Source organism: Paraglaciecola sp. G1-13 (assembly GCF_055809255.1).
Map to the genome: position 1 here is coordinate 3,010,971 of NZ_CM147903.1, position 17,913 is coordinate 3,028,883.

The window sequence follows — 17,913 nt, forward strand, 5'->3', positions numbered from 1 at the left end:
AAAGTGGACATGCTTTTTACCTGCATGTCCACCTAAAGCACTTATCTAACCGCTTAGTACATGTACTGACTGCCATCAACAAGTAAAGCAAATCGGCATAACGAAACGAAGCTCAACCGAAAAATTCTCAACTAATTAGCCTACAGTTTGCTTTGTATTAAATGCGTTATTTGACGGTATTTAATGTATCGCCATTCTCGTTTTTTTCATTATCTAAGGTGTAGTCTCGCAGTTCTGGCGGATATGTATCTCTGAGTATTTCAAGTACGGGGGAATGAAAATCGCGTACGTACAGAATATAAGTCACCCAAATCGTTGCAACAATAAATGCCACTGGGTGCAAGAACCAAGTAGATGCGGCGATACCATAATAATATGAGCGAATGCCACGATTGAATTCATTACCAGCGCAAGAGTTAACTCTAGCCATACGCTTAGCGGTTTTGATTCTATATTCCTCTGAAGGCATATTCCCGCGATATGGGCTGCCGCCAATCAAAATACACAAAAAGTTAAACTGTCTTAAAGACCAAGTGAATTTGAAGTAAGCGTTAACAAAAATGAAAATAAGTAAGATAAGTTTAAGCTCAATTAAACCGCTGGATACCGCTTGAGCAAAGGGCATATCCTCTGAAAAACTTAGCAAGCGCTCTACTGAGCCCACCAAAGCAAACAAGCCGGCAATAATGTAAATCGTGGTTGAAGCATAAAAAGACACACTTGCCATTAGATTACTCGTCAGACCTGCACAGGCAACCGGAATTTCCCGCGCCGCTGATTCCATCGCCCACTGCAGGCGATATTCGTGCGTGATCCCGATAAGCCCTTTGCGACCCATTTCACCGCGCTCTAATACAAAGCGATAACCCATCCAACAACTAAAAAACAACGCGATACCCAAATAATCCACCCAAGATAATAGCAATACAATATTCTTCAGGTCGTCCATATGTTTACAATCCTCTTGTGGGTATTCGGCAGAAACTAAGTTGAAAGTACTCGAAGCACTCCGGCCATTTTTCGACCTAAAAAGCCAACTAAAATTCGAGTAAGCTTTCTTCCTAGTCTATTGGCACAACAAAGTGATACATTAAAATGGTGACAATTCTTTGGGAGATTGTCGAAGTAACATTTTGAGTTTACCTAAACCTGCAGCAAAGTGTTGCTCAGAATCAATCGCCATCACAGACAATCTTACTTCGTTAGATGAAACACCACTTACGCTAAAATAGGATGCGCTGCTAACGAGTAAACCCTGACTTTTCGCTATCATCGCGAAATTATCAGCCCCCCACCCATCTGGTAACGTAAGCCATACTTGGTAGCTGGTAGGCTGACAGTTGTAGCAATACTCATCGAAGTATTGCTGAAATATTAGTTGTCGCGACTCAGCAATTTCTCGCTGTTGGGCTGCTAAATCAAACGCCATTCCACTTTCTATAATCTGACTCGCCACTTCAAATACCAAAGGAGTGGGTAACCACATCATCGCTCGAATAAATGCAGACAAACGAGTGCTTTGCCCTTTAGGGGAGACAATAAAACCGCAGCGCATTCCGGGGCTGATGGCTTTGGATAAGCTACTTACATGAAAACTTTTGTGAGGAACATAGCAACTAATTGCTGGCAATACGTCTTTATTCAGAAATCCATAGATGTCGTCTTCAATCAACCAGCAAGATGAAGCCTCTATAACGTGTGCAATCTGTTGACGGCGTTCGATGGACATAGTGGCGCCGGTAGGATTCTGATGTGACGGAACAACAATCACAAGTTTTGGAGACAACGTCTTCATTATGTGGATAAGCGCCGCAGGTTGCATACCTTGTTCGTCCATTTTAACACCCACTACTTTTCGTCCTAAAAATGTAGCGATAGATAAAATACCTGGATAGGTTTGCTCTTCCAGTGCAATTAGGTCACCTGGTTGAGTATATAACTGTATCAGCGTAGAGAGCGCATGCTGTGCTCCACCAGTTAGATGAACTTGTTCTACCTCTGGCTCATACAAGCCGTATTTAGCAGGCCACAACCTGCCAATTTCCTTGTGTTGAGCTAATCCGGTATTTTCTGAGTAAGCATATAAATCAGCGTTAATGTCCCCACTGAAGCAACGTTTAAACTGATTGTGAAGAGCAATAATATGCTTAGATACACGAGGCTGAAGAATTGAGAAATTGTATTCATTCTGAGATTGAGTCGAACGAATGACATTGGATAAAGATGCGGGATCAGCGACATAGCTACCTCTTCCAACAAAGGACTCAATTTTATTCTCTTGCGCAAGTAACGAATAAGCCTTGGAAACAGTCACTGCTGTCGTGTCAAGTTCCTCTGCCAGCGCCCTGTGTGTCGGCAATTTATTACCAACCTGAAATTCACCTATATCAATTTTGGCTTCGATAACGCGGGCAATGTCCTGATACTTACTGCTTTTCATATTCCAACTTCTTTACCTGCACAAATCAGAATTATACCTAGCGCGTCATCGCAACTCAATTATTAGAAGAAGCAACCTACCGTTATATGTTATATCAAAATAACACTCAATTTTAATTTGATATATATCAATTCGATTAATAATATACGCCAAGATAATTTCTTATAACTCGTACACTGAGATTTTGAAGGACTATTAACAATGGAACAATTACTGAGGGACGTAGGAATTGGTGGTGACAAAACCACACAAGAGCTGTTCATTTCTAATGCTGTGGCCGAAAGGATTAAAAATAGGCTATCTGAGGGAAGGTATAATACGGACCTCGACTTAATTGCGGCAGCACCTTGGATAGCCGAGCAGCTGAGACAATTACTACCGAGCAACGTTATCGATGTCCTTAATGCATTCGGCTCCCAAGACAGATTTACCTGTTTAACCATCAGAGGACTCCCGACCGAAAAGCAATTGCCAGCCACACCTTACCAAGATTATTTAACGCCGGAGCACATCCCCTTAGTATGCGCACTTAACATTGGAATATATCAATTAACTAATGTCATGCCCGTTGCTTATCAAAATGAGAATAAGGGGCGACTGTTACGCCATATCGGGCTGGATTAACACTAAAAAGGAAGCACAGAAATGAAACTAAGCACGGCATTTATTGGAACGGGAGTCATGGGATATCCCATGGCGGGACATTTACACAATAATGGTTATAACACTCGAGTGTTTAATCGAAGCACGACTAAGGCCGAGCGTTGGAAGCAAGAGTTTGCAGGAGCGACAGCGACCTCACCGAGAGAGGCGGCCACCGGTGCTGATATCGTTTTTGTTTGTGTCGGCAATGATCAAGACGTTCGTTCTGTGGTTTTTGGGCCTAATGGTGTGTTAGCCGGGATGCATAAAGGTGCGATATTGGTCGACCACACGACCACATCGGCAGATCTAGCCTTATCACTTGCCACTGCATGTAATGAGGCAGGCTGCTTTTTTATTGACGCTCCAGTGTCCGGCGGCCAAGCCGGTGCGCAAAATGGCAAATTGACTGTAATGTGCGGTGGAGACAGAGACATATTCCAAAAAGTTAAGCCATTAATGGAAAGTTATGCTCAACAAATTCAACTACTTGGCGAAACTGGTCAAGGGCAACGCTGCAAAATGGTGAATCAAATTTGTATTGCCGGTGTGCTCAATGGTTTGAGTGAAGCATTGTTAATGGCAAAAGCTGCTGGCTTAGATATCAATCAAGTCGTAGACACATTAAAACATGGAGCTGCGGGCTCATGGCAAATGGAGAATAGGCTTAACTCCATGGCCCAAGGTCAATTTGACTTTGGTTTCGCAATCGATTGGATGCGCAAAGATTTGGCTATCTGTTTGGCCCAGGCCCAGGCCTACAACATTCCACTGCCTATGACTCAAAAAGTGGACAGCGCTTATGCTGAATTACAAACCCAAGGATTTGGGCGCTGCGATACATCAGCATTAGTTCAAAGCCTTAATAGCCAAATCAATCTAGGTGATATTTAAGGAGCATAAACATGGACTTTTTAAGCATAGATCTAACTTTGTGGGTCATTGGTGCACTGATATTGTCAGCGTTCGCAGCGGGCTTCATCGACAGCGTCGCTGGTGGCGGAGGACTCATTCTCGTGCCCTCATTTATACTCGCTGGTCTCCCTCCACAGGTAGCATTAGGCCAAGAGAAAATTGTCAGCACGTTAGGGACAATCGCCGCCATTCGTAATTTTATTAACGATAAAAAAGTAATTTACAAAGCTGTCATAGCCGGGATACCTGCGGGGTTAATAGGGGCATACGCTGGGGCTGAAATGATCTTATATTTTGACCCAAGCACAGTAGGCAAAATTATTCTGGGCTTAATGCCTTTCGGCATTTTACTCTCGTTCATACCAAAAACGAGCGGCCCCTCTGAGACAGGTAAAATCACGCCGTTCAAGCTTTATATTGGTGTCCCATTAACCGTTTTTGTGATTGGCTTTTATGACGGCTTTTTCGGCCCGGGAACAGGAAGTTTCCTAATATTGGCACTGCATTATATTTTACGCTTTGATTTAATTACGGCCTCTGCCAACTCAAAGCTATTCAACTTTTCGTCTAATATTGGTGCGCTAATCGCTTTCATCTTGGCGGGTAAAGTGTTGTATGTGCTAGCTATCCCTTTAGTTATCGCCAATTTAGCTGGTAATCACGTCGGCAGTAGCTCAGCCATCCGATATGGTCCTAAAATGGTACGAACGACGCTCACGTTTTCAATGTTGTTGCTCATGGGCTCACTCAGTTACAAGTTCGTGTTCTGAGTTGACGCAGGATTAGAAAAATACTTATTAATACCACTACAGTATTTTTCTCATCCCGCAATAAGAGACAAAAAGTAGGTTAGTTTGTCATTCGAGGTTAACGTTGCAACGTATGCTTGTTTAGATAAGCCAGCGTTTAAGCTGTGTGGTTCTTCCTATAAGAGGACGACAGAGCCTCTGTATCAATGACGATTGAGACATTGTGCGACGTTATTGCTTTTCTAAGGTTCTATTTTCTTCAAGGTTGAACTGGGTATCTTTTTTAACGGGCGTTTCTGTTCGTTGAATAGGCTGATTTCGAACGCACGATAGGGCATCTGACATGTACTGGCAGGTGCCGATGTATAAATCATTATGGGCCCCTCGGTAATCACAGGCCTGAGACCGCTCTTTCAGTTCACATGCATCAAGGGCTTTTATATTCAGTTGGCCTACATGTGCCGTTGCGTTGCTACTGGCTAGCAGTGGTAAGATCGCAGCGCACAGAATGCGACACTTCATGATAAGCTCTCGAGTTAACGTCACAGGGGATACTCCCCCAGCGGCTCTCATTTAGCGCTCCCTAGGCGGTGGGCCGCCTGCTTCGTTTGGCGCTCCATCCGGTCTGCCACCGGGAGGACCCCCATCAGGACCTACGCCAGGAGGGCCACCTGCAGGTCGCACAGACTCTCCATGTAAACAACCAATGAACATGTTCTCGCTTGGGCTTGCTGCATGATAATGATAGCCTCTTGTATCATCAGTCGTCCCTCTGCACTCATCCAAAGATTCTTCGTTACCCTTAGCATCGCGCATGGCATAAATGCCATACCCATCAACAGCATAGCCAATTAACGGTGCGTGCCCATCATCACTTGCTTGAGCATCGCTACAGCCTGTTGTTGAATGATAGTGATACCCTTGATGCAGATTAATATGACCACCACAGTCATCAAAAGCGGCAATCGTGTAGCTACCCAAAATCTCGCTAACCGGTGCAGGGCCAGATAACTCTGTTCCATCTAACGCGATACCCACCGTATGCAGTCGCCCGGTGTTAGCAGAGGGAATGGGTGTGGTTGGAATTAAATAGGTTAAAGAAAAATCCTCATCAAGATAGCTCAACTCACACTCAATGCAGTTCTGCTTATATTGTTCTTCAACATCAGGTCTAGCTGCCCCTGAGCAAGATTCTTTGTCAGCGGTGTAACGTATTTTTCCTGTTTTAGCATCGTAGAGTAACCATTTTTCATCACCGTAATATTCATCAAGCGTTAAGATGAAGTTACCGGTAAGGTCGACTAAGTCCCCCTCTGCATCTTTGCTGAACCAACTTCCTGAGACGTCAGCGCCATCGTCGATTGTTCTGGGGCAAAATGGGCCTGGTGCTCGCCCTGCTGGCGCGCCAGAAGTGATAAATTGGTAACAGGTGGTAGCGGTACCCTGGGCTGTTTCGCAATCAACCATTTTAGGCGGTTGTAAAAATGCCCCGTCAGCAAATAACGAAACCTCTAACCCCGCATTTTTGGTTGACTCTTTCCCTGCGGGTGATTCTGATGAATCATCGCAAGCAGCAAGGCCGAATACACTAAGGGTAATTAACCCCACGAATAAACTCTTATTTATCGTGCCCTTTTTAGTCTTCGTGCCCATATTATCGGTCCCTTAATTCAAATTTAAACCCGCTTGATATATTCAATAATCGCACAAATGAACGATTGTATGTGGATATTTACCTAGAATTACATTGCTTGTAACGCGTGCAAATAAGCACCTAAAAAAAGTGAGTCGCTTATGTTGTATTGTTTATGGCTCTTATCTAGTTTCTACCAATGTCTCTCTTATGACAAAGATTGAAGTGCAGATGACAAACCACCAACTACGCAGTGAAGGGTAAATGAGCCGTGTCCAGCATTGAAAATGAAAGAGGCATTGGATAAAACAGCGTTGAAGGATAGTCTCGCCTGCCAAATTGTTATAACATCACATTTTTCACACCTACTCCCCTCTGAGAGATATATAATGTTGTTGCCTGCTCCTACATCAGCCATTCCCACAAACATAATTACAGGCTTTTTAGGAACAGGGAAAACCAGCCTTATTAAGCAGTTACTTATCCTAAAACCCAAAGATGAGCGCTGGGCGATTTTAGTCAATGAGTTCGGTGAAGTTGGAATAGATGGCGCTTTTTTCAAAGGGCGACCTGAAGATAATATTTACATCAGAGAAGTGCCCGGGGGTTGTATGTGTTGCACCTCGGGCTTGCCCATGCGAATAGCGCTCAATCAGTTAATTTCCTATGCTAAACCCCACCGGCTGTTAATTGAGCCGACAGGTGTAGGCCACCCTAAAGAAGTACTCGCTGCCTTGCAGCAACCCCATTATCAAGATGTGTTTGATATTCAGGCAACGCTTACGTTAGTGGATGCCCGCGTAATCGCTCAGCCGCGTTATCGTGAAAACCTCATTTACCAAGAACAGTTGTCCATTGCCGATCGTATTATTGCGACCAAAATCGATTTATATAAAGGTGATGAAGTTGGCCATTTAAAAAGCTATCTTGCAGAGCAAGGCTTAGCCAATACGCCTTTGACTATGTTAGATAGTCCTCTGGCTGATCTGTCTATACTTGCGGGCACGACCGGCAGTGTTACAGTTAAAGCTCAGGCTTTATCTGACAAGTCTGAACATAAACATGAACACGAAAAAGAAGAGTCGCTAGTTGATGATTTACAGCAAGCGTTACAGCGAACTGGCCGCGTTACAATAGAAAACGCCGCACAGGGGTTTTCCTCTCAAGGCTGGATATTCAATGGCGATAAAATATTTGATTTCACTCAGGCGATGAACTTGCTCAGTGTGGTTGAGGTGGATAGGTTAAAAGCCGTGCTTATTACTGAAAAGGGTATTTTCGGATTCGATAAAGTTGACGAGGTGCTGACCTGTATTGACCTTGATGAAAGCCCAGATTCTCGCCTTGAGATCATTGATGCTGACGCGACTAGAATTAGCACTGCTGTGAATAAATTAGAAAGTACGCTCTTTGCCTAAAATGAGAAGTTCCAGCGCGGAATACACGCCCACGAAGGCATATTGTCAGCGAGATATTGCAATAGGTGCCTGATATTTTTTATAAGGCCTAAGCTTATGGTCGCTTTAACAAGACTACAGAGCACAGTCACCAGTGTTGGCATCGCCTTTACTAATGCTAATATTGTACTACAAGCGCTGTTAGCAAAGGCGTAACCTGTCGGTTAGATACGTGAAGCAGATTGATGAGTAACGTTAAGGTCTAAAATGACATAAGACTCCTTAAAGAGCTATTGGCCTGTTCTTTTTGTACATACACATCTGGTAAAAACGCAATTCCCTTCCCTTGCTTCACTAAGGAAAGCAGGACAAGCATTTATTGCGCTTTCGGCTTTAGCTTTGACTTAGGCTTTCTCATCTTCTTGTTCGCTTGGTCCTTGCGCGCTATCTTCTTGCCCGCTGTCTTCTTGTCCCTCTTCCTGCTCTAACTGTTTAAGTTCTGGGCCATCGCTGGCTAATAGCAATGCAATCCAGCGGGTATCTTGGCCGGACTCTAGAGCGATTTTAACGATCATAGTCAAAGGTACTGACAACAGCATACCGACGGTGCCAAGCAACCAGCCCCAAAAGATTAAGGATAGAAATACCACCAACGTGGACAAGCCTAAGCCACGTCCCATATATCTTGGCTCAACTATATTGCCCATCACGGTATTCGTCACAACAAACCCCAACGCGGTTAAACCTGCAACACCTGGCCCTAATTGCACTAGCGCAAGTAATACCGCTGGAATAGCGGCGATTATCGAGCCAATATTTGGAATGTAATTTAATAGAAACGCCATCATCGCCCATAACAGGTAATGGTCTACACCTAAGAAATACAACCAAAGGCCAATCACCAAACCAGTAGCTAAGCTTACGAGAGTTTTAATCGCCAAGTAGTTTTTGACCGACAGTAAGAACTTGTCTATTTGCCGCATCTTCATGTTCGGATCGTCTAAAGCAATATGAATTTTGCGAGGAAACGATTCGGCTTCAAACAGCATGAACACCACAATCAGAAGAATAAGCAAAAAGTTTGTTAGAACACCACCAAGGCTAGTTAATAAGCTAGTTGCCATATTCATAGCTGCGCCAGGGTCAAGATAAGACAACAGCTGGTCTTGATTAAGTTGTATATTGAAATCGTTTAAGCGCCCGATAACGAAAGAGAATTGCTCGACCAATTGTTTACGGTATTTTGGTACGTTTTCGCTAAAGTCATTCATAGATTGCCCAACAAGCCCCGCGAGCATAAATCCAAAAACAACGATAAGCAGTATAACCGATACAACGGATAACGCTCTTGGCACCCGATAACGATTAGCCCAGTTAATTATGGGGCTGCAAGACATCGCAATAAAAATTGATAATAGGAATGGTACGACGATTGTGCTTGCCGCCTTAACGCCTGCGAGAACAACAACAAGTGACGCGAGTATTAATAACACTTTCAGCGAAGGAGAGTATTTCATTTGCATGGTTGATGTCACCTGTATAGTGAGTGAAAAAAGATAGTGGAAAGTTAGGTTGTTTTATAGCCTTACGCTGTGTATTTAGTATTATGAAATATATCAATGACAACTTGATATTATCCGTGTACAAAACCTTTAAAAGATATTAACGTACTGATTTTAGGTTATTTTTACGTCGTAAAACAAGAGTGGTAACAATATGAAGTTAAATCCAGCGACGATCAGGATAAAAAATCTACGCTTGCGTACCTATATTGGTATTAATGAAGATGAAATAAAAAACAAGCAAGATGTCATTGTAAACGTGAAAATTGAATACAAGGCAGATCAAGCGACAGGTTCCGATAACATGGACGATGCCCTTAATTATAAGATTATTACCAAACGCATTATTCAATTGGTTGAAGATAATCGCTTTGCGTTATTGGAAAAATTAACCGCTGATGTGTTGGCAATTGCAGCGGAACACCCTAGGGTGATTTATGCTGAAGCCGAAGTTGACAAACCTCATGCTTTACGGTTTTCAGATTCAGTTTCCCTTCGTCTTTCGTGCTCTAAAACGTAACAAAACAAGGATTTTCTATGCGTATTTTGATTACTGGAGGTACAGGATTAATTGGTTCTAATTTAATCCCAAAGTTAAAGCCAAATGATATCACAGTGGTCACTCGCAACGTATCGCAAGCAGAGCTGATACTAGGTCACAAGGTCACGTTGATTTCGTCATTAGACGAATTCGAAAACCTTGATAATTTTCACGTGGTCATCAACCTAGCGGGCGAACCAATAATCAATAAACGTTGGTCAGATGAACAGAAAAAAGTTATCGAGCACAGTCGATGGGATATCACTGAAAAGTTAATCTCGTTGATGAAAGCCAGTAACGATCCTCCATCGTTATTCGTCAACGGCTCTGCCATTGGCTATTATGGTCGCCAAGGCGACGAGATAATCGATGAAGATTTCGACTCGCCGAATGATGAATTTAGCCATCAGTTATGTGAAAGATGGGAGTTTTTAGCCAAGCAAGCCGAATCAGAGCGCACACGCGTGTGCATTATTCGCACTGGGATCGTTATCACCCGTCGAGGCGGGGCATTAATGAAAATGGTCCCACCCTTTAAGTTTGGCTTGGGTGGCCCGATGGGGTCAGGGAAACAATACATGTCTTGGATCCACTTAGAAGACATGCTAGACGGGCTGATTCATATTATTGACAATATTGAGTGCAAAGGGATATACAACTTTACGGCACCGAACCCCGTGACAAACGCCCAGTTCAGTAAAACACTTGCGTCGGTGCTGCATCGCCCAAGCTTGCTACCAATGCCGTCTTTCGCCCTGCGAATAATAATGGGCGAGGCAGCAGATCTACTGCTATACGGGCAACGCGTCATTCCCAAAAGATTGCAAGAAAGCGGTTATCAATTTCAGTACCCTGAGTTGGAACATGCGTTGGAGTGCTTACGACTGTAGCGCTATGACCAAGCAAACAAGACGCACTGAAATACAAGATAAGTAAACCCAGAAAAGCCGATAAATTAATTACGATTTATCGGCTTTTTACTTTTGGCTTTTATAAAATCAGCTTTATCTACAGAGCTTGTTTAACAGATCACACCATTTGACGCAGGAGATGGCTGGTATTTAAGCGCAGCAAACGCCAGCAACCAACCATACCTAAAGCCCCTACGACGATAGCACCCACAACAGGAGCAATAAACCAGTACTCCCAATGCAACATGGCTTCCATTTCAAACACTTGGCTTTGTAAAAAGAACAGGCTGACTTCATTGGCAAAGGCAGCCATTAGCCCTGCAACCAAACCAATAATAATAAATTCGAACAACACACTGGCTCGTATCAAACGCCCTTTCGCCCCCAAGGTACGTAAGATGGCTAGCTCTTGCTGTCGCTCGTCCATACTGGCTTGCACCTGTGCAATTAGTACTAATGCACCTGCAGCAAGCACAAGCACCAATATAAACTCAACCGCTAATGATACCTGTTGCACGATACCGCGAAGTTGCTCTATGCGGGCATCAACGTCAAATAAGGTGACACTGGCAAAAGGCTTCATCAAATCTGTGATATCTGATTTTCTCGACTTGTCTAAGTAAAAGCTGGATAAATACGTCGGCAAATACCCTTCCATCGCCTGCGGCTGAATAACAAAGAAGAAGTTTGGCTGCATAGTTTGCCAATTCACTTCACGTAAACTGGATACTTGTGTATTAATGATTTCACTGCCGACATTAAAGGTTAGTTTGTCACCTAGTTGAATATCAAGCCTATCAGCAATTCGCGCTTCAACAGATACCCCGTACAAACCACTTTCAAGAGGCTCACTAGAATCAAACCATTTACCAGCAGTGATAACATTCTCATGCTGTAATTCATCACTCCATGTCAGGTTGGCTTCTCGCCCTAACCCCTCGCGCCCCTGTCGCTCACCAGGCTCTTCATCTTCTTTGCTGACTGCTGTTGAAACCTTTTCATCATTAATAGCCACAAATCGACCACGTACCACCGGGTAAAAATGTTCAATATCGACATTTTCTTGCGCAAAATGCGCCTGTAAGTCAGGTAGCTGCTGTTGTGTAATATTCACGAGGAAGTAATTCGGCGTGCCTTGGGGAAGCTGATTTTGCCACTGGGCTATCATGTCGTTGCGCATGACCAACACAATCAATAACAGCATGATGGTTACAGCAAAACTAATAAGCTGAACAGCATTATCCATGGCCCTGCGACGTATACGTGCCCATGCAAGTTGCCATGCTCCCATTTTACCACTGCCAAGCCTGCGGCCAAGCCAAATCAAACCGAAGGTGACAAGCAGTAAACTCATCACCAGTAAAATACCTGAGCCGAACAAAATAGCGCTTAAGCCCAAATTACCACTGTACGCCCACATCAAACTGAAAATAGCCCCCCCTGATGCTAAAAATTGAATGAAGCGTGAACTTAATGATGCCCCCAAGTCACGCCGCAAAACCCGCAGCGGTGAAACCGAGAAAAGTTTAAGTAGAGGATAAAGTGAAAATAGCACTGCGCAGATAGCACCAGTAAAAACAGCGATAATCAGTGGTCGCCAAAACCACACGTCAAGTGACACATCTACGCTGCCAGCTAGCGCCAAGACCACAACTTGTTGGATCAAAAAGCCCAGTACAGTACCGATCGCAATTCCCAATACAGTAATGAAAGTGATTTGCAGCAAATACACTTGCTGCACCATTTTTTTACTAGCGCCTAATGTCTTCATGATCGCAACAGGATCATAGTGGCGTTGACTGTATCTTTGCGCCGCTACCGCAATTGAAACGGCTGCTAAAACGATAGCTAACAAACTAGCCAATAAAAAGTATTGCTCTGCCTTGGCGATAGAGCGGCCGATTGCTGAGTCATCGTCGCTGACTGACACCCAGCTTTGTAGCTCTTTATCTAATTGCGGCAACAGCCAGTCGTAATAATCATTTAAATCCGCATCACTGCCCGTAAAGAAGTAACTGAAAGAGGCACGACTACCAGGACCAATAATGTTCGTTGCAGCTAAATCTTGCTCGCTTATCAACACCTTTGGATCGCCGCCAAACACGCTGAAACCCGCATCAGGCACTTCTGACAAAACCTTGCTGACGGTGAATGCTTTGTCACCTACTTCAATTACCTGCCCTAAGCTCAACCCTAAATTTTGAAATAAACGGGACTCGACCCACGCATTTCCAGGTTGTGGCAAGGTGTCTGTTGCCTGCCCGGGAGCGAACGGCTGCTCAGCAATTTTGACTGTGCCTTTCAAAGGATAACCTTGCGCGGCCGCCCTCAAATCAACCAACATCATGTTGTCGCCAGAGAATGCCATAGAGCGCGTATAGACTTGATTCGCAGTATTTAGTCCAAACTCTTTGGCTTTCTCGATCCAGGCCTCATCCACCGGCTTACGCGAATTCAGCACTCTGTCGGCGGCAATAAACTCAGCACTTTTATCTGTCAGGGCTGATTGTAATCGCTCACTGAAGAGCGATAGCGACAACACTGACGCCACAGACAAAATAATGGCCAACAAAATAATTGTTAGCTCACCGCGCTTTGCCTCATGTTTGAATAAACGCCAAGCTAAATTAAAAGTTTGCTTAGTCATGTATTACCCTGCCTGACTTTCTGAGGGCGTTAATACATCAATAGGATCAGTGGTCTTATTAGAAACAGTCACTTCGCTAAGCTCACCCGCGTTCATCAATAATTGGCGCTGACAGTGCTTTGCCAATTCATTATCGTGGGTAACCAACACTAAAGTAGTGTGCGAATCCCGATTCAAATCAAAGAGTAACTGTTCAATTTTACCGCTGTTAGCAGCATCTAAATTACCGGTAGGCTCATCGGCAAACAGAATTTTGGGTTTTGTGATAAACGCGCGAGCAATGGCAACCCTCTGCTGCTCACCGCCCGATAATTGATTCGGATAATGATCGCCGCGATGCCCCAGACCGACCTTCTCTAATATTTCTTGCCCAAGTTGCTTGGCGTTGTCCAATCCTGCAATTTCCGCAGGCAACATGATGTTTTCCAGCGCTGTTAAACTTTGAACCAACATAAAACTTTGAAAAATAAAACCGACTTTTTCGCCGCGTAGTTGAGCTCGCTGCTCTTCATTCATATCATGCAGCCCTTGACCGTCGAGATAGATGCTTCCACTACTCACTTCATCGAGCCCCGCTAGAAGGCTCAATAGAGTTGATTTACCGGAGCCGGACGCACCTACAATGGCAATCGACTCACCCGCCTTGACTTCAAAACTAATTGGCTGGAGGATCGAAAGTTCACCCTGAGACGTAGTAACCGTTTTTGTAATCGCGGACGTTTTAATCATATTTGTAGGAGCCATAGTGTTTAAATTGATAACGAATTCATTGCGCATGCGCGCCAAAGTCATATTGATACTTTTACCGATAATATTGGTTTCAGATCAACTTTGGGCGAAATCCAGTAAATTGCTAATATTAGGCGATAGCCTAAGTGCTGGTTATGGTTTGACGCAAGCACAAAGCTGGGTAAGTTTGTTACAAGATGCGTGGCAAAAAAGCGACATTACCGTCGTAAATGCGGCGATAAGTGGTGAAACAACTGACGGGGCTTTGGCCCGCTTACCAAGATTACTGACTCAACATACCCCGAGTCACGTGTATGTGGAATTGGGCGGGAATGACGGTTTGCAGGGGCATTCAGTGAGCAAAATGCGCGACAACCTGACTCAAATAGTCAAGTTAAGCCAAGAGTCAGGTGCAACGGTTATTTTGCAAGAAATGCAGATCCCCACGAACTATGGACGCAGGTACACAGAGCTGTTTACTCAGGCGTATGGCACAGTGGCTAGTGAACGTGATGTCACCTTATTGCCTTTTTTTCTAGCAGACATTGCCCTTAACAACGAGCTAATGCAATCCGATGGAATTCATCCGAATGCCAAAGCACAACCTATGATCGCCAAATCAATGCAAGCCGCGCTCGGCCCTTTGATACACTAGATTGATTGAATAACGACGTAAGATTTGAGTGACGCCTCAGGCAGGTTGGTAGCAAACACGCAGGTTAATTTTGCACTCAAACTGGTAACTGACAAGTTGAATGTCTAGACTTGTGTAACCGTTTTGATTAAGAGGATAATGTTATGGAAGTCAGTGCTTCAAGCGCTAGTTCAGTACAAACCAATGCACCAGCGCCAAGACAAGAGGTCGAACGTCGGCCTCCCCCGCAAACTTCACAAACTCAAACCCTGTCTAGCCCAGAATCGAGCTCCCAAACCAGCTCAGCCTCTCAAGCTGCTGATCCTAACCAGCGGGTTGGCTCGATAGTGGATGTGCAGGTTTAATACCACTATATTTCAAAACGTTGTAAAAAAAGCGCTAAAGATAGATGAGCCAAATTATTATTATAATTTGGCTTTTGCCTATACAGCGCAGCTAAAACTCTCTTACGTGTCTTGCCGTAAAACTTGCACAATCTCTTTGGAATCACGCAATCTATGGACTTGCATAAACAAATTTTCAGCTTCTGGGTATTGCCGTGACAAATATCCCAACCACTGTTTAAGACGATTAGGAAAGTACTTGCCTTTATCACCGAACAACTCATAGCCAGAATAATCTATCAACAATTGATTCACCTGGGACCAACTCATCACATCTTGCTCGCCGCGCACGACTTGCGCCAAGTTAGGCATCGCCAGAATGCCACGCCCTAACATGATATCTTGGCAATTTGATTGTGTTTGGCAATTGAGTGCATCTTCATGGGACCAAATTTCACCGTTCGCAATAATGGGAACATTGACTTTCTGTTTAATGTCCGCGATCCACGACCAATAAGCAGGCGGCTTATATCCTTCTACTTTGGTTCTGGCATGGATCACCAGTAAATCAGCCCCAGCGGCCTCAATAGCAGCAGCATTCTCAAACGCGAGACTTTTATCGTCAAACCCTAAGCGCATCTTGGCCGTGACTTTGTGCTCTTTAGGCACTGCTTCGCGCACAGTACTCACAATATCGTATAAGGCTTGTGGCTCACGTAATAAAATCGCCCCACCTTTGCTTTTATTGACGGTTTTGGCTGGGCAACCGAAATTTAAGTCGACACCATGAGAGCCTAATTCAACAGCACGTACCGCGTTTTCAGCTAAGGGCTGTGGGTTTTGTCCCAATAATTGCACCCGCACCGGCGTGCCATTGGGTGTAAACCCGCCATGATGTAATTCAGGACAAATACGATAAAAAACCTTTTTCGGTAGTAAGCAGTTCACCACCCTTACGAACTCAGTTACGCATAAGTCAAAGCCACCCACTTTACTCAACATGTCACGCATGAGGTGATCAACCACCCCTTCCATCGGTGCTAAAATAACTTGCAACTTGCTTACTCAATATTAAAGTGAAATCGTCACGACAGCACAACGACTATAAAGAATGGCCAGAGAGGTTAACGAAATAAAGTGAGTTTATGAGACTAACTTAGCTAACTTGGCCCACATTGTCAGAACGCCTTCTTGCTGCACAGCACAAGAGGATCTGTTGTTTTCGCTCTGTTGACGCAGCGCCCCAACCAACAATTTCATCCAAAACTCGGAAACATCCCACGCACATATCTTGTTGATCAAGACAACAATTTCGTACGCACGGAGAAGCAATTTCTTTATCTTCCATAATGGATTTCACTACTTTAGGTTACTTTGCGCCAGCGTGTACCCGCCTCTGCAACAACAGATGTTATGAATAATTGTACCATAGCCTCAGTGCTCATAAATATAGTGACCTCTAGATTGCCCCTTAACTAGCAAGCATTTTTACCGTAATATAAAACGCGCTCGTCGCATGGATCAGGGAAATAAATAAAAAATATAACAAAGGAAAAAATATGGACAAACATATAGATTATTCACAGTACAGTTATGAAGACTTACTCAGCGCGAGAGCAGGACTCGATCAAGAAACCTACCCAGAACGGGCTGCTGAACTTGATAGATTAATATCTGAGAAGCGCCAGAAAGCGCTTGAGTCAACATCCCCGCCAGCGCTCAACCGTTCTCAACTACGCCAATCTGACGTTATTTTCCATGGTAAAACCGCAGAGTTTTTTGGTATTTGGATAGTGAACATAATGCTCACGATAGTAACTTTAGGTATCTATTCAGCCTGGGCTACTGTACGCACGAACAGATATTTTTATAGCAATACTGAAATTGATGGCCATTGTTTTTCCTATCTAGCAGACCCAATCCAAATTTTAAAAGGAAGAATAATTGCTGTTATTCTATTTGCTGTGTACTCGATTGCGAGTGCCTTCAGTCCAACTTTGTTACTTATTTTCATCGTCGCTTTTGTCTTCCTAACCCCTATTATGATCATCTCTGCGGTGCGTTTTAAAATGCGCATGACATCTTATCGTAACGTCAAATTTGGCTTCAAAGGCCAGTATGGCGACGCCTTCGCGACGTTTATTCTACTGCCTATTGTGAGTGTCTTCACATTGTATCTGGCGCTGCCTTGGGTGCTGAAAAAAATAGATGAGTTTTTACACAATAATATGACCTATGGACAGCAGAATTTCAGCACTGAGTTAAAGAGCTCTGAATATTACATTGCTTCAATTGGCGCTCTTATTTTAGGTGTTGTTGTGGCAGGTCTGTCGTTATTCGCTTTGGGGGCTTCTTTTAGTACATTGAGCGCCGATGCAGCACAAGCATCCACTTTTTCAATGACCACTATCGGCATAATGTTTGGTTATTTGGTGGTATTTCTAATCGCAACGAGCTTTTACCAAGCTCATGTGCGTAATCATTTGTTTAACAGTACCCACATAGAGGGCGTGGCACGGTTTACCTCGACAGTGGCAACAACGAAATTGATCGGTTTAAGATTGAGCAATTTCGTCGCATTAATAATCACGCTCGGGTTTGCTTTGCCCTGGATCCACATTAGAACGTCTCAGTTCTATGCAAATGTGACTCAAGTCACTATTTTGCAAGGAATTGACGAGGTCGTTGATGGTGCTCAAGACGACACCAGCGCACTGGGCGAAGAAGTCGCCAATGTGTTTGATGTCGACATTGCACTAGGATAAAGCC

Annotated in this window: 18 protein-coding genes; 9 read left to right on the forward strand and 9 right to left on the reverse strand. The window is 44.0% G+C overall.

The features are described from left to right. Window positions 1-166 precede the first annotated feature (166 nt). A complete protein-coding gene (locus AC0L6N_RS12675) occupies window positions 167-949 on the reverse strand; it encodes a DUF599 domain-containing protein (protein WP_473474997.1) in 783 nt (260 codons plus the stop codon). Between the two features lie 141 nt (window positions 950-1,090). Next, complete coding sequence (locus AC0L6N_RS12680; protein WP_473474999.1) at window positions 1,091-2,440, reverse strand: aminotransferase-like domain-containing protein; 1,350 nt, start codon at window positions 2,438-2,440, stop codon at window positions 1,091-1,093. A gap of 201 nt (window positions 2,441-2,641) precedes the next feature. Between AC0L6N_RS12680 and AC0L6N_RS12685 the strand changes: the two genes are divergently transcribed. Genes AC0L6N_RS12685 through AC0L6N_RS12695 form a run of 3 tightly spaced genes read left to right on the forward strand, consistent with a single transcriptional unit; the run spans window position 2,642 to window position 4,767 of the window. Then, window positions 2,642-3,064, forward strand: coding sequence for a hypothetical protein (locus AC0L6N_RS12685; protein ID WP_473475001.1), 423 nt, complete (start codon window positions 2,642-2,644; stop codon window positions 3,062-3,064). Between the two features lie 21 nt (window positions 3,065-3,085). Then, window positions 3,086-3,976 carry an NAD(P)-dependent oxidoreductase gene (locus AC0L6N_RS12690; RefSeq protein ID WP_473475003.1) on the forward strand — a complete coding sequence of 297 codons (891 nt, stop codon included), beginning with the start codon at window positions 3,086-3,088 and terminating at the stop codon, window positions 3,974-3,976. Window positions 3,977-3,987: 11 nt separating this feature from the next. Then, entirely contained in the window at window positions 3,988-4,767 is a 780-nt protein-coding gene (locus AC0L6N_RS12695; RefSeq protein WP_473475005.1) for a sulfite exporter TauE/SafE family protein, read from the forward strand. Between the two features lie 210 nt (window positions 4,768-4,977). On the opposite strand, the gene AC0L6N_RS12700 is transcribed toward AC0L6N_RS12695, so the two are convergent. Continuing rightward, entirely contained in the window at window positions 4,978-5,319 is a 342-nt protein-coding gene (locus tag AC0L6N_RS12700; protein WP_473475007.1) for a hypothetical protein, read from the reverse strand. Then, on the reverse strand, window positions 5,320-6,399 hold the full coding sequence (locus AC0L6N_RS12705; RefSeq protein ID WP_473475008.1) for a YHYH protein: 1,080 nt from the start codon (window positions 6,397-6,399) through the stop codon (window positions 5,320-5,322). It lies immediately after the preceding gene. Between the two features lie 369 nt (window positions 6,400-6,768). On the opposite strand from AC0L6N_RS12705, the gene AC0L6N_RS12710 reads away from it, so the two are divergent. Continuing rightward, complete coding sequence (locus AC0L6N_RS12710; protein ID WP_473475010.1) at window positions 6,769-7,797, forward strand: CobW family GTP-binding protein; 1,029 nt, start codon at window positions 6,769-6,771, stop codon at window positions 7,795-7,797. A gap of 383 nt (window positions 7,798-8,180) precedes the next feature. Here the strand turns inward: AC0L6N_RS12710 and AC0L6N_RS12715 are convergent, their stop codons facing one another. Then, window positions 8,181-9,299: an AI-2E family transporter gene (locus AC0L6N_RS12715; protein ID WP_473475011.1), complete on the reverse strand. Its 1,119-nt coding sequence runs from the start codon at window positions 9,297-9,299 to the stop codon at window positions 8,181-8,183. 193 nt (window positions 9,300-9,492) lie between these two features. Here AC0L6N_RS12715 and folX point away from each other — a divergent pair, with 193 nt between their 5' ends. Both folX and AC0L6N_RS12725 read left to right on the forward strand, forming a co-directional pair. After that, complete coding sequence (folX, locus tag AC0L6N_RS12720) at window positions 9,493-9,858, forward strand: dihydroneopterin triphosphate 2'-epimerase (protein ID WP_011575674.1); 366 nt, start codon at window positions 9,493-9,495, stop codon at window positions 9,856-9,858. A 17-nt stretch (window positions 9,859-9,875) separates the two neighbouring features. Next, entirely contained in the window at window positions 9,876-10,769 is an 894-nt protein-coding gene (locus tag AC0L6N_RS12725) for a TIGR01777 family oxidoreductase (RefSeq protein ID WP_011575675.1), read from the forward strand. 139 nt (window positions 10,770-10,908) lie between these two features. Here AC0L6N_RS12725 and AC0L6N_RS12730 read toward each other — a convergent pair whose 3' ends face one another. Beyond that, window positions 10,909-13,437 (reverse strand): ABC transporter permease, encoded by a 2,529-nt coding sequence (locus tag AC0L6N_RS12730; protein WP_473475012.1) that lies wholly within the window; start codon window positions 13,435-13,437, stop codon window positions 10,909-10,911. Window positions 13,438-13,440: 3 nt separating this feature from the next. Next, window positions 13,441-14,166, reverse strand: a complete 726-nt coding sequence (locus AC0L6N_RS12735; protein WP_473475014.1) for an ABC transporter ATP-binding protein — start codon at window positions 14,164-14,166, stop codon at window positions 13,441-13,443. A 16-nt stretch (window positions 14,167-14,182) separates the two neighbouring features. Here AC0L6N_RS12735 and AC0L6N_RS12740 point away from each other — a divergent pair, with 16 nt between their 5' ends. Next, a complete protein-coding gene (locus AC0L6N_RS12740; protein ID WP_011575678.1) occupies window positions 14,183-14,821 on the forward strand; it encodes an arylesterase in 639 nt (212 codons plus the stop codon). Window positions 14,822-14,964: 143 nt separating this feature from the next. Beyond that, window positions 14,965-15,165 carry a hypothetical protein gene (locus AC0L6N_RS12745; protein ID WP_473475016.1) on the forward strand — a complete coding sequence of 67 codons (201 nt, stop codon included), beginning with the start codon at window positions 14,965-14,967 and terminating at the stop codon, window positions 15,163-15,165. Window positions 15,166-15,267: 102 nt separating this feature from the next. Here the strand turns inward: AC0L6N_RS12745 and AC0L6N_RS12750 are convergent, their stop codons facing one another. Both AC0L6N_RS12750 and AC0L6N_RS12755 read right to left on the reverse strand, forming a co-directional pair. Then, window positions 15,268-16,200 (reverse strand): tRNA-dihydrouridine synthase, encoded by a 933-nt coding sequence (locus AC0L6N_RS12750; RefSeq protein WP_473475018.1) that lies wholly within the window; start codon window positions 16,198-16,200, stop codon window positions 15,268-15,270. 100 nt (window positions 16,201-16,300) lie between these two features. Next, window positions 16,301-16,492, reverse strand: coding sequence for a DUF1289 domain-containing protein (locus tag AC0L6N_RS12755; RefSeq protein ID WP_473475019.1), 192 nt, complete (start codon window positions 16,490-16,492; stop codon window positions 16,301-16,303). 211 nt (window positions 16,493-16,703) lie between these two features. Here AC0L6N_RS12755 and AC0L6N_RS12760 point away from each other — a divergent pair, with 211 nt between their 5' ends. Beyond that, window positions 16,704-17,909 carry a YjgN family protein gene (locus tag AC0L6N_RS12760; RefSeq protein WP_473475020.1) on the forward strand — a complete coding sequence of 402 codons (1,206 nt, stop codon included), beginning with the start codon at window positions 16,704-16,706 and terminating at the stop codon, window positions 17,907-17,909. Window positions 17,910-17,913 lie beyond the last annotated feature (4 nt).

What these genes read in the sequence shown, in the direction of transcription:
- AC0L6N_RS12745 (WP_473475016.1), top strand. Translation starts at nt 14,965, where the DNA reads ATGGAAGTCAGTGCTTCAAGCGCTAGTTCAGTACAAACCAATGCACCA.
- AC0L6N_RS12725 (WP_011575675.1), top strand. Translation starts at nt 9,876, where the DNA reads ATGCGTATTTTGATTACTGGAGGTACAGGATTAATTGGTTCTAATTTA.
- folX (WP_011575674.1), top strand. Translation starts at nt 9,493, where the DNA reads ATGAAGTTAAATCCAGCGACGATCAGGATAAAAAATCTACGCTTGCGT.
- AC0L6N_RS12710 (WP_473475010.1), top strand. Translation starts at nt 6,769, where the DNA reads ATGTTGTTGCCTGCTCCTACATCAGCCATTCCCACAAACATAATTACA.
- AC0L6N_RS12695 (WP_473475005.1), top strand. Translation starts at nt 3,988, where the DNA reads ATGGACTTTTTAAGCATAGATCTAACTTTGTGGGTCATTGGTGCACTG.
- AC0L6N_RS12685 (WP_473475001.1), top strand. Translation starts at nt 2,642, where the DNA reads ATGGAACAATTACTGAGGGACGTAGGAATTGGTGGTGACAAAACCACA.
- AC0L6N_RS12690 (WP_473475003.1), top strand. Translation starts at nt 3,086, where the DNA reads ATGAAACTAAGCACGGCATTTATTGGAACGGGAGTCATGGGATATCCC.
- AC0L6N_RS12760 (WP_473475020.1), top strand. Translation starts at nt 16,704, where the DNA reads ATGGACAAACATATAGATTATTCACAGTACAGTTATGAAGACTTACTC.
- AC0L6N_RS12755 (WP_473475019.1), bottom strand. Translation starts at nt 16,492, where the DNA reads ATGGAAGATAAAGAAATTGCTTCTCCGTGCGTACGAAATTGTTGTCTT.
- AC0L6N_RS12705 (WP_473475008.1), bottom strand. Translation starts at nt 6,399, where the DNA reads ATGGGCACGAAGACTAAAAAGGGCACGATAAATAAGAGTTTATTCGTG.
- AC0L6N_RS12730 (WP_473475012.1), bottom strand. Translation starts at nt 13,437, where the DNA reads ATGACTAAGCAAACTTTTAATTTAGCTTGGCGTTTATTCAAACATGAG.
- AC0L6N_RS12735 (WP_473475014.1), bottom strand. Translation starts at nt 14,166, where the DNA reads ATGATTAAAACGTCCGCGATTACAAAAACGGTTACTACGTCTCAGGGT.
- AC0L6N_RS12680 (WP_473474999.1), bottom strand. Translation starts at nt 2,440, where the DNA reads ATGAAAAGCAGTAAGTATCAGGACATTGCCCGCGTTATCGAAGCCAAA.
- AC0L6N_RS12700 (WP_473475007.1), bottom strand. Translation starts at nt 5,319, where the DNA reads ATGAGAGCCGCTGGGGGAGTATCCCCTGTGACGTTAACTCGAGAGCTT.
- AC0L6N_RS12675 (WP_473474997.1), bottom strand. Translation starts at nt 949, where the DNA reads ATGGACGACCTGAAGAATATTGTATTGCTATTATCTTGGGTGGATTAT.
- AC0L6N_RS12715 (WP_473475011.1), bottom strand. Translation starts at nt 9,299, where the DNA reads ATGCAAATGAAATACTCTCCTTCGCTGAAAGTGTTATTAATACTCGCG.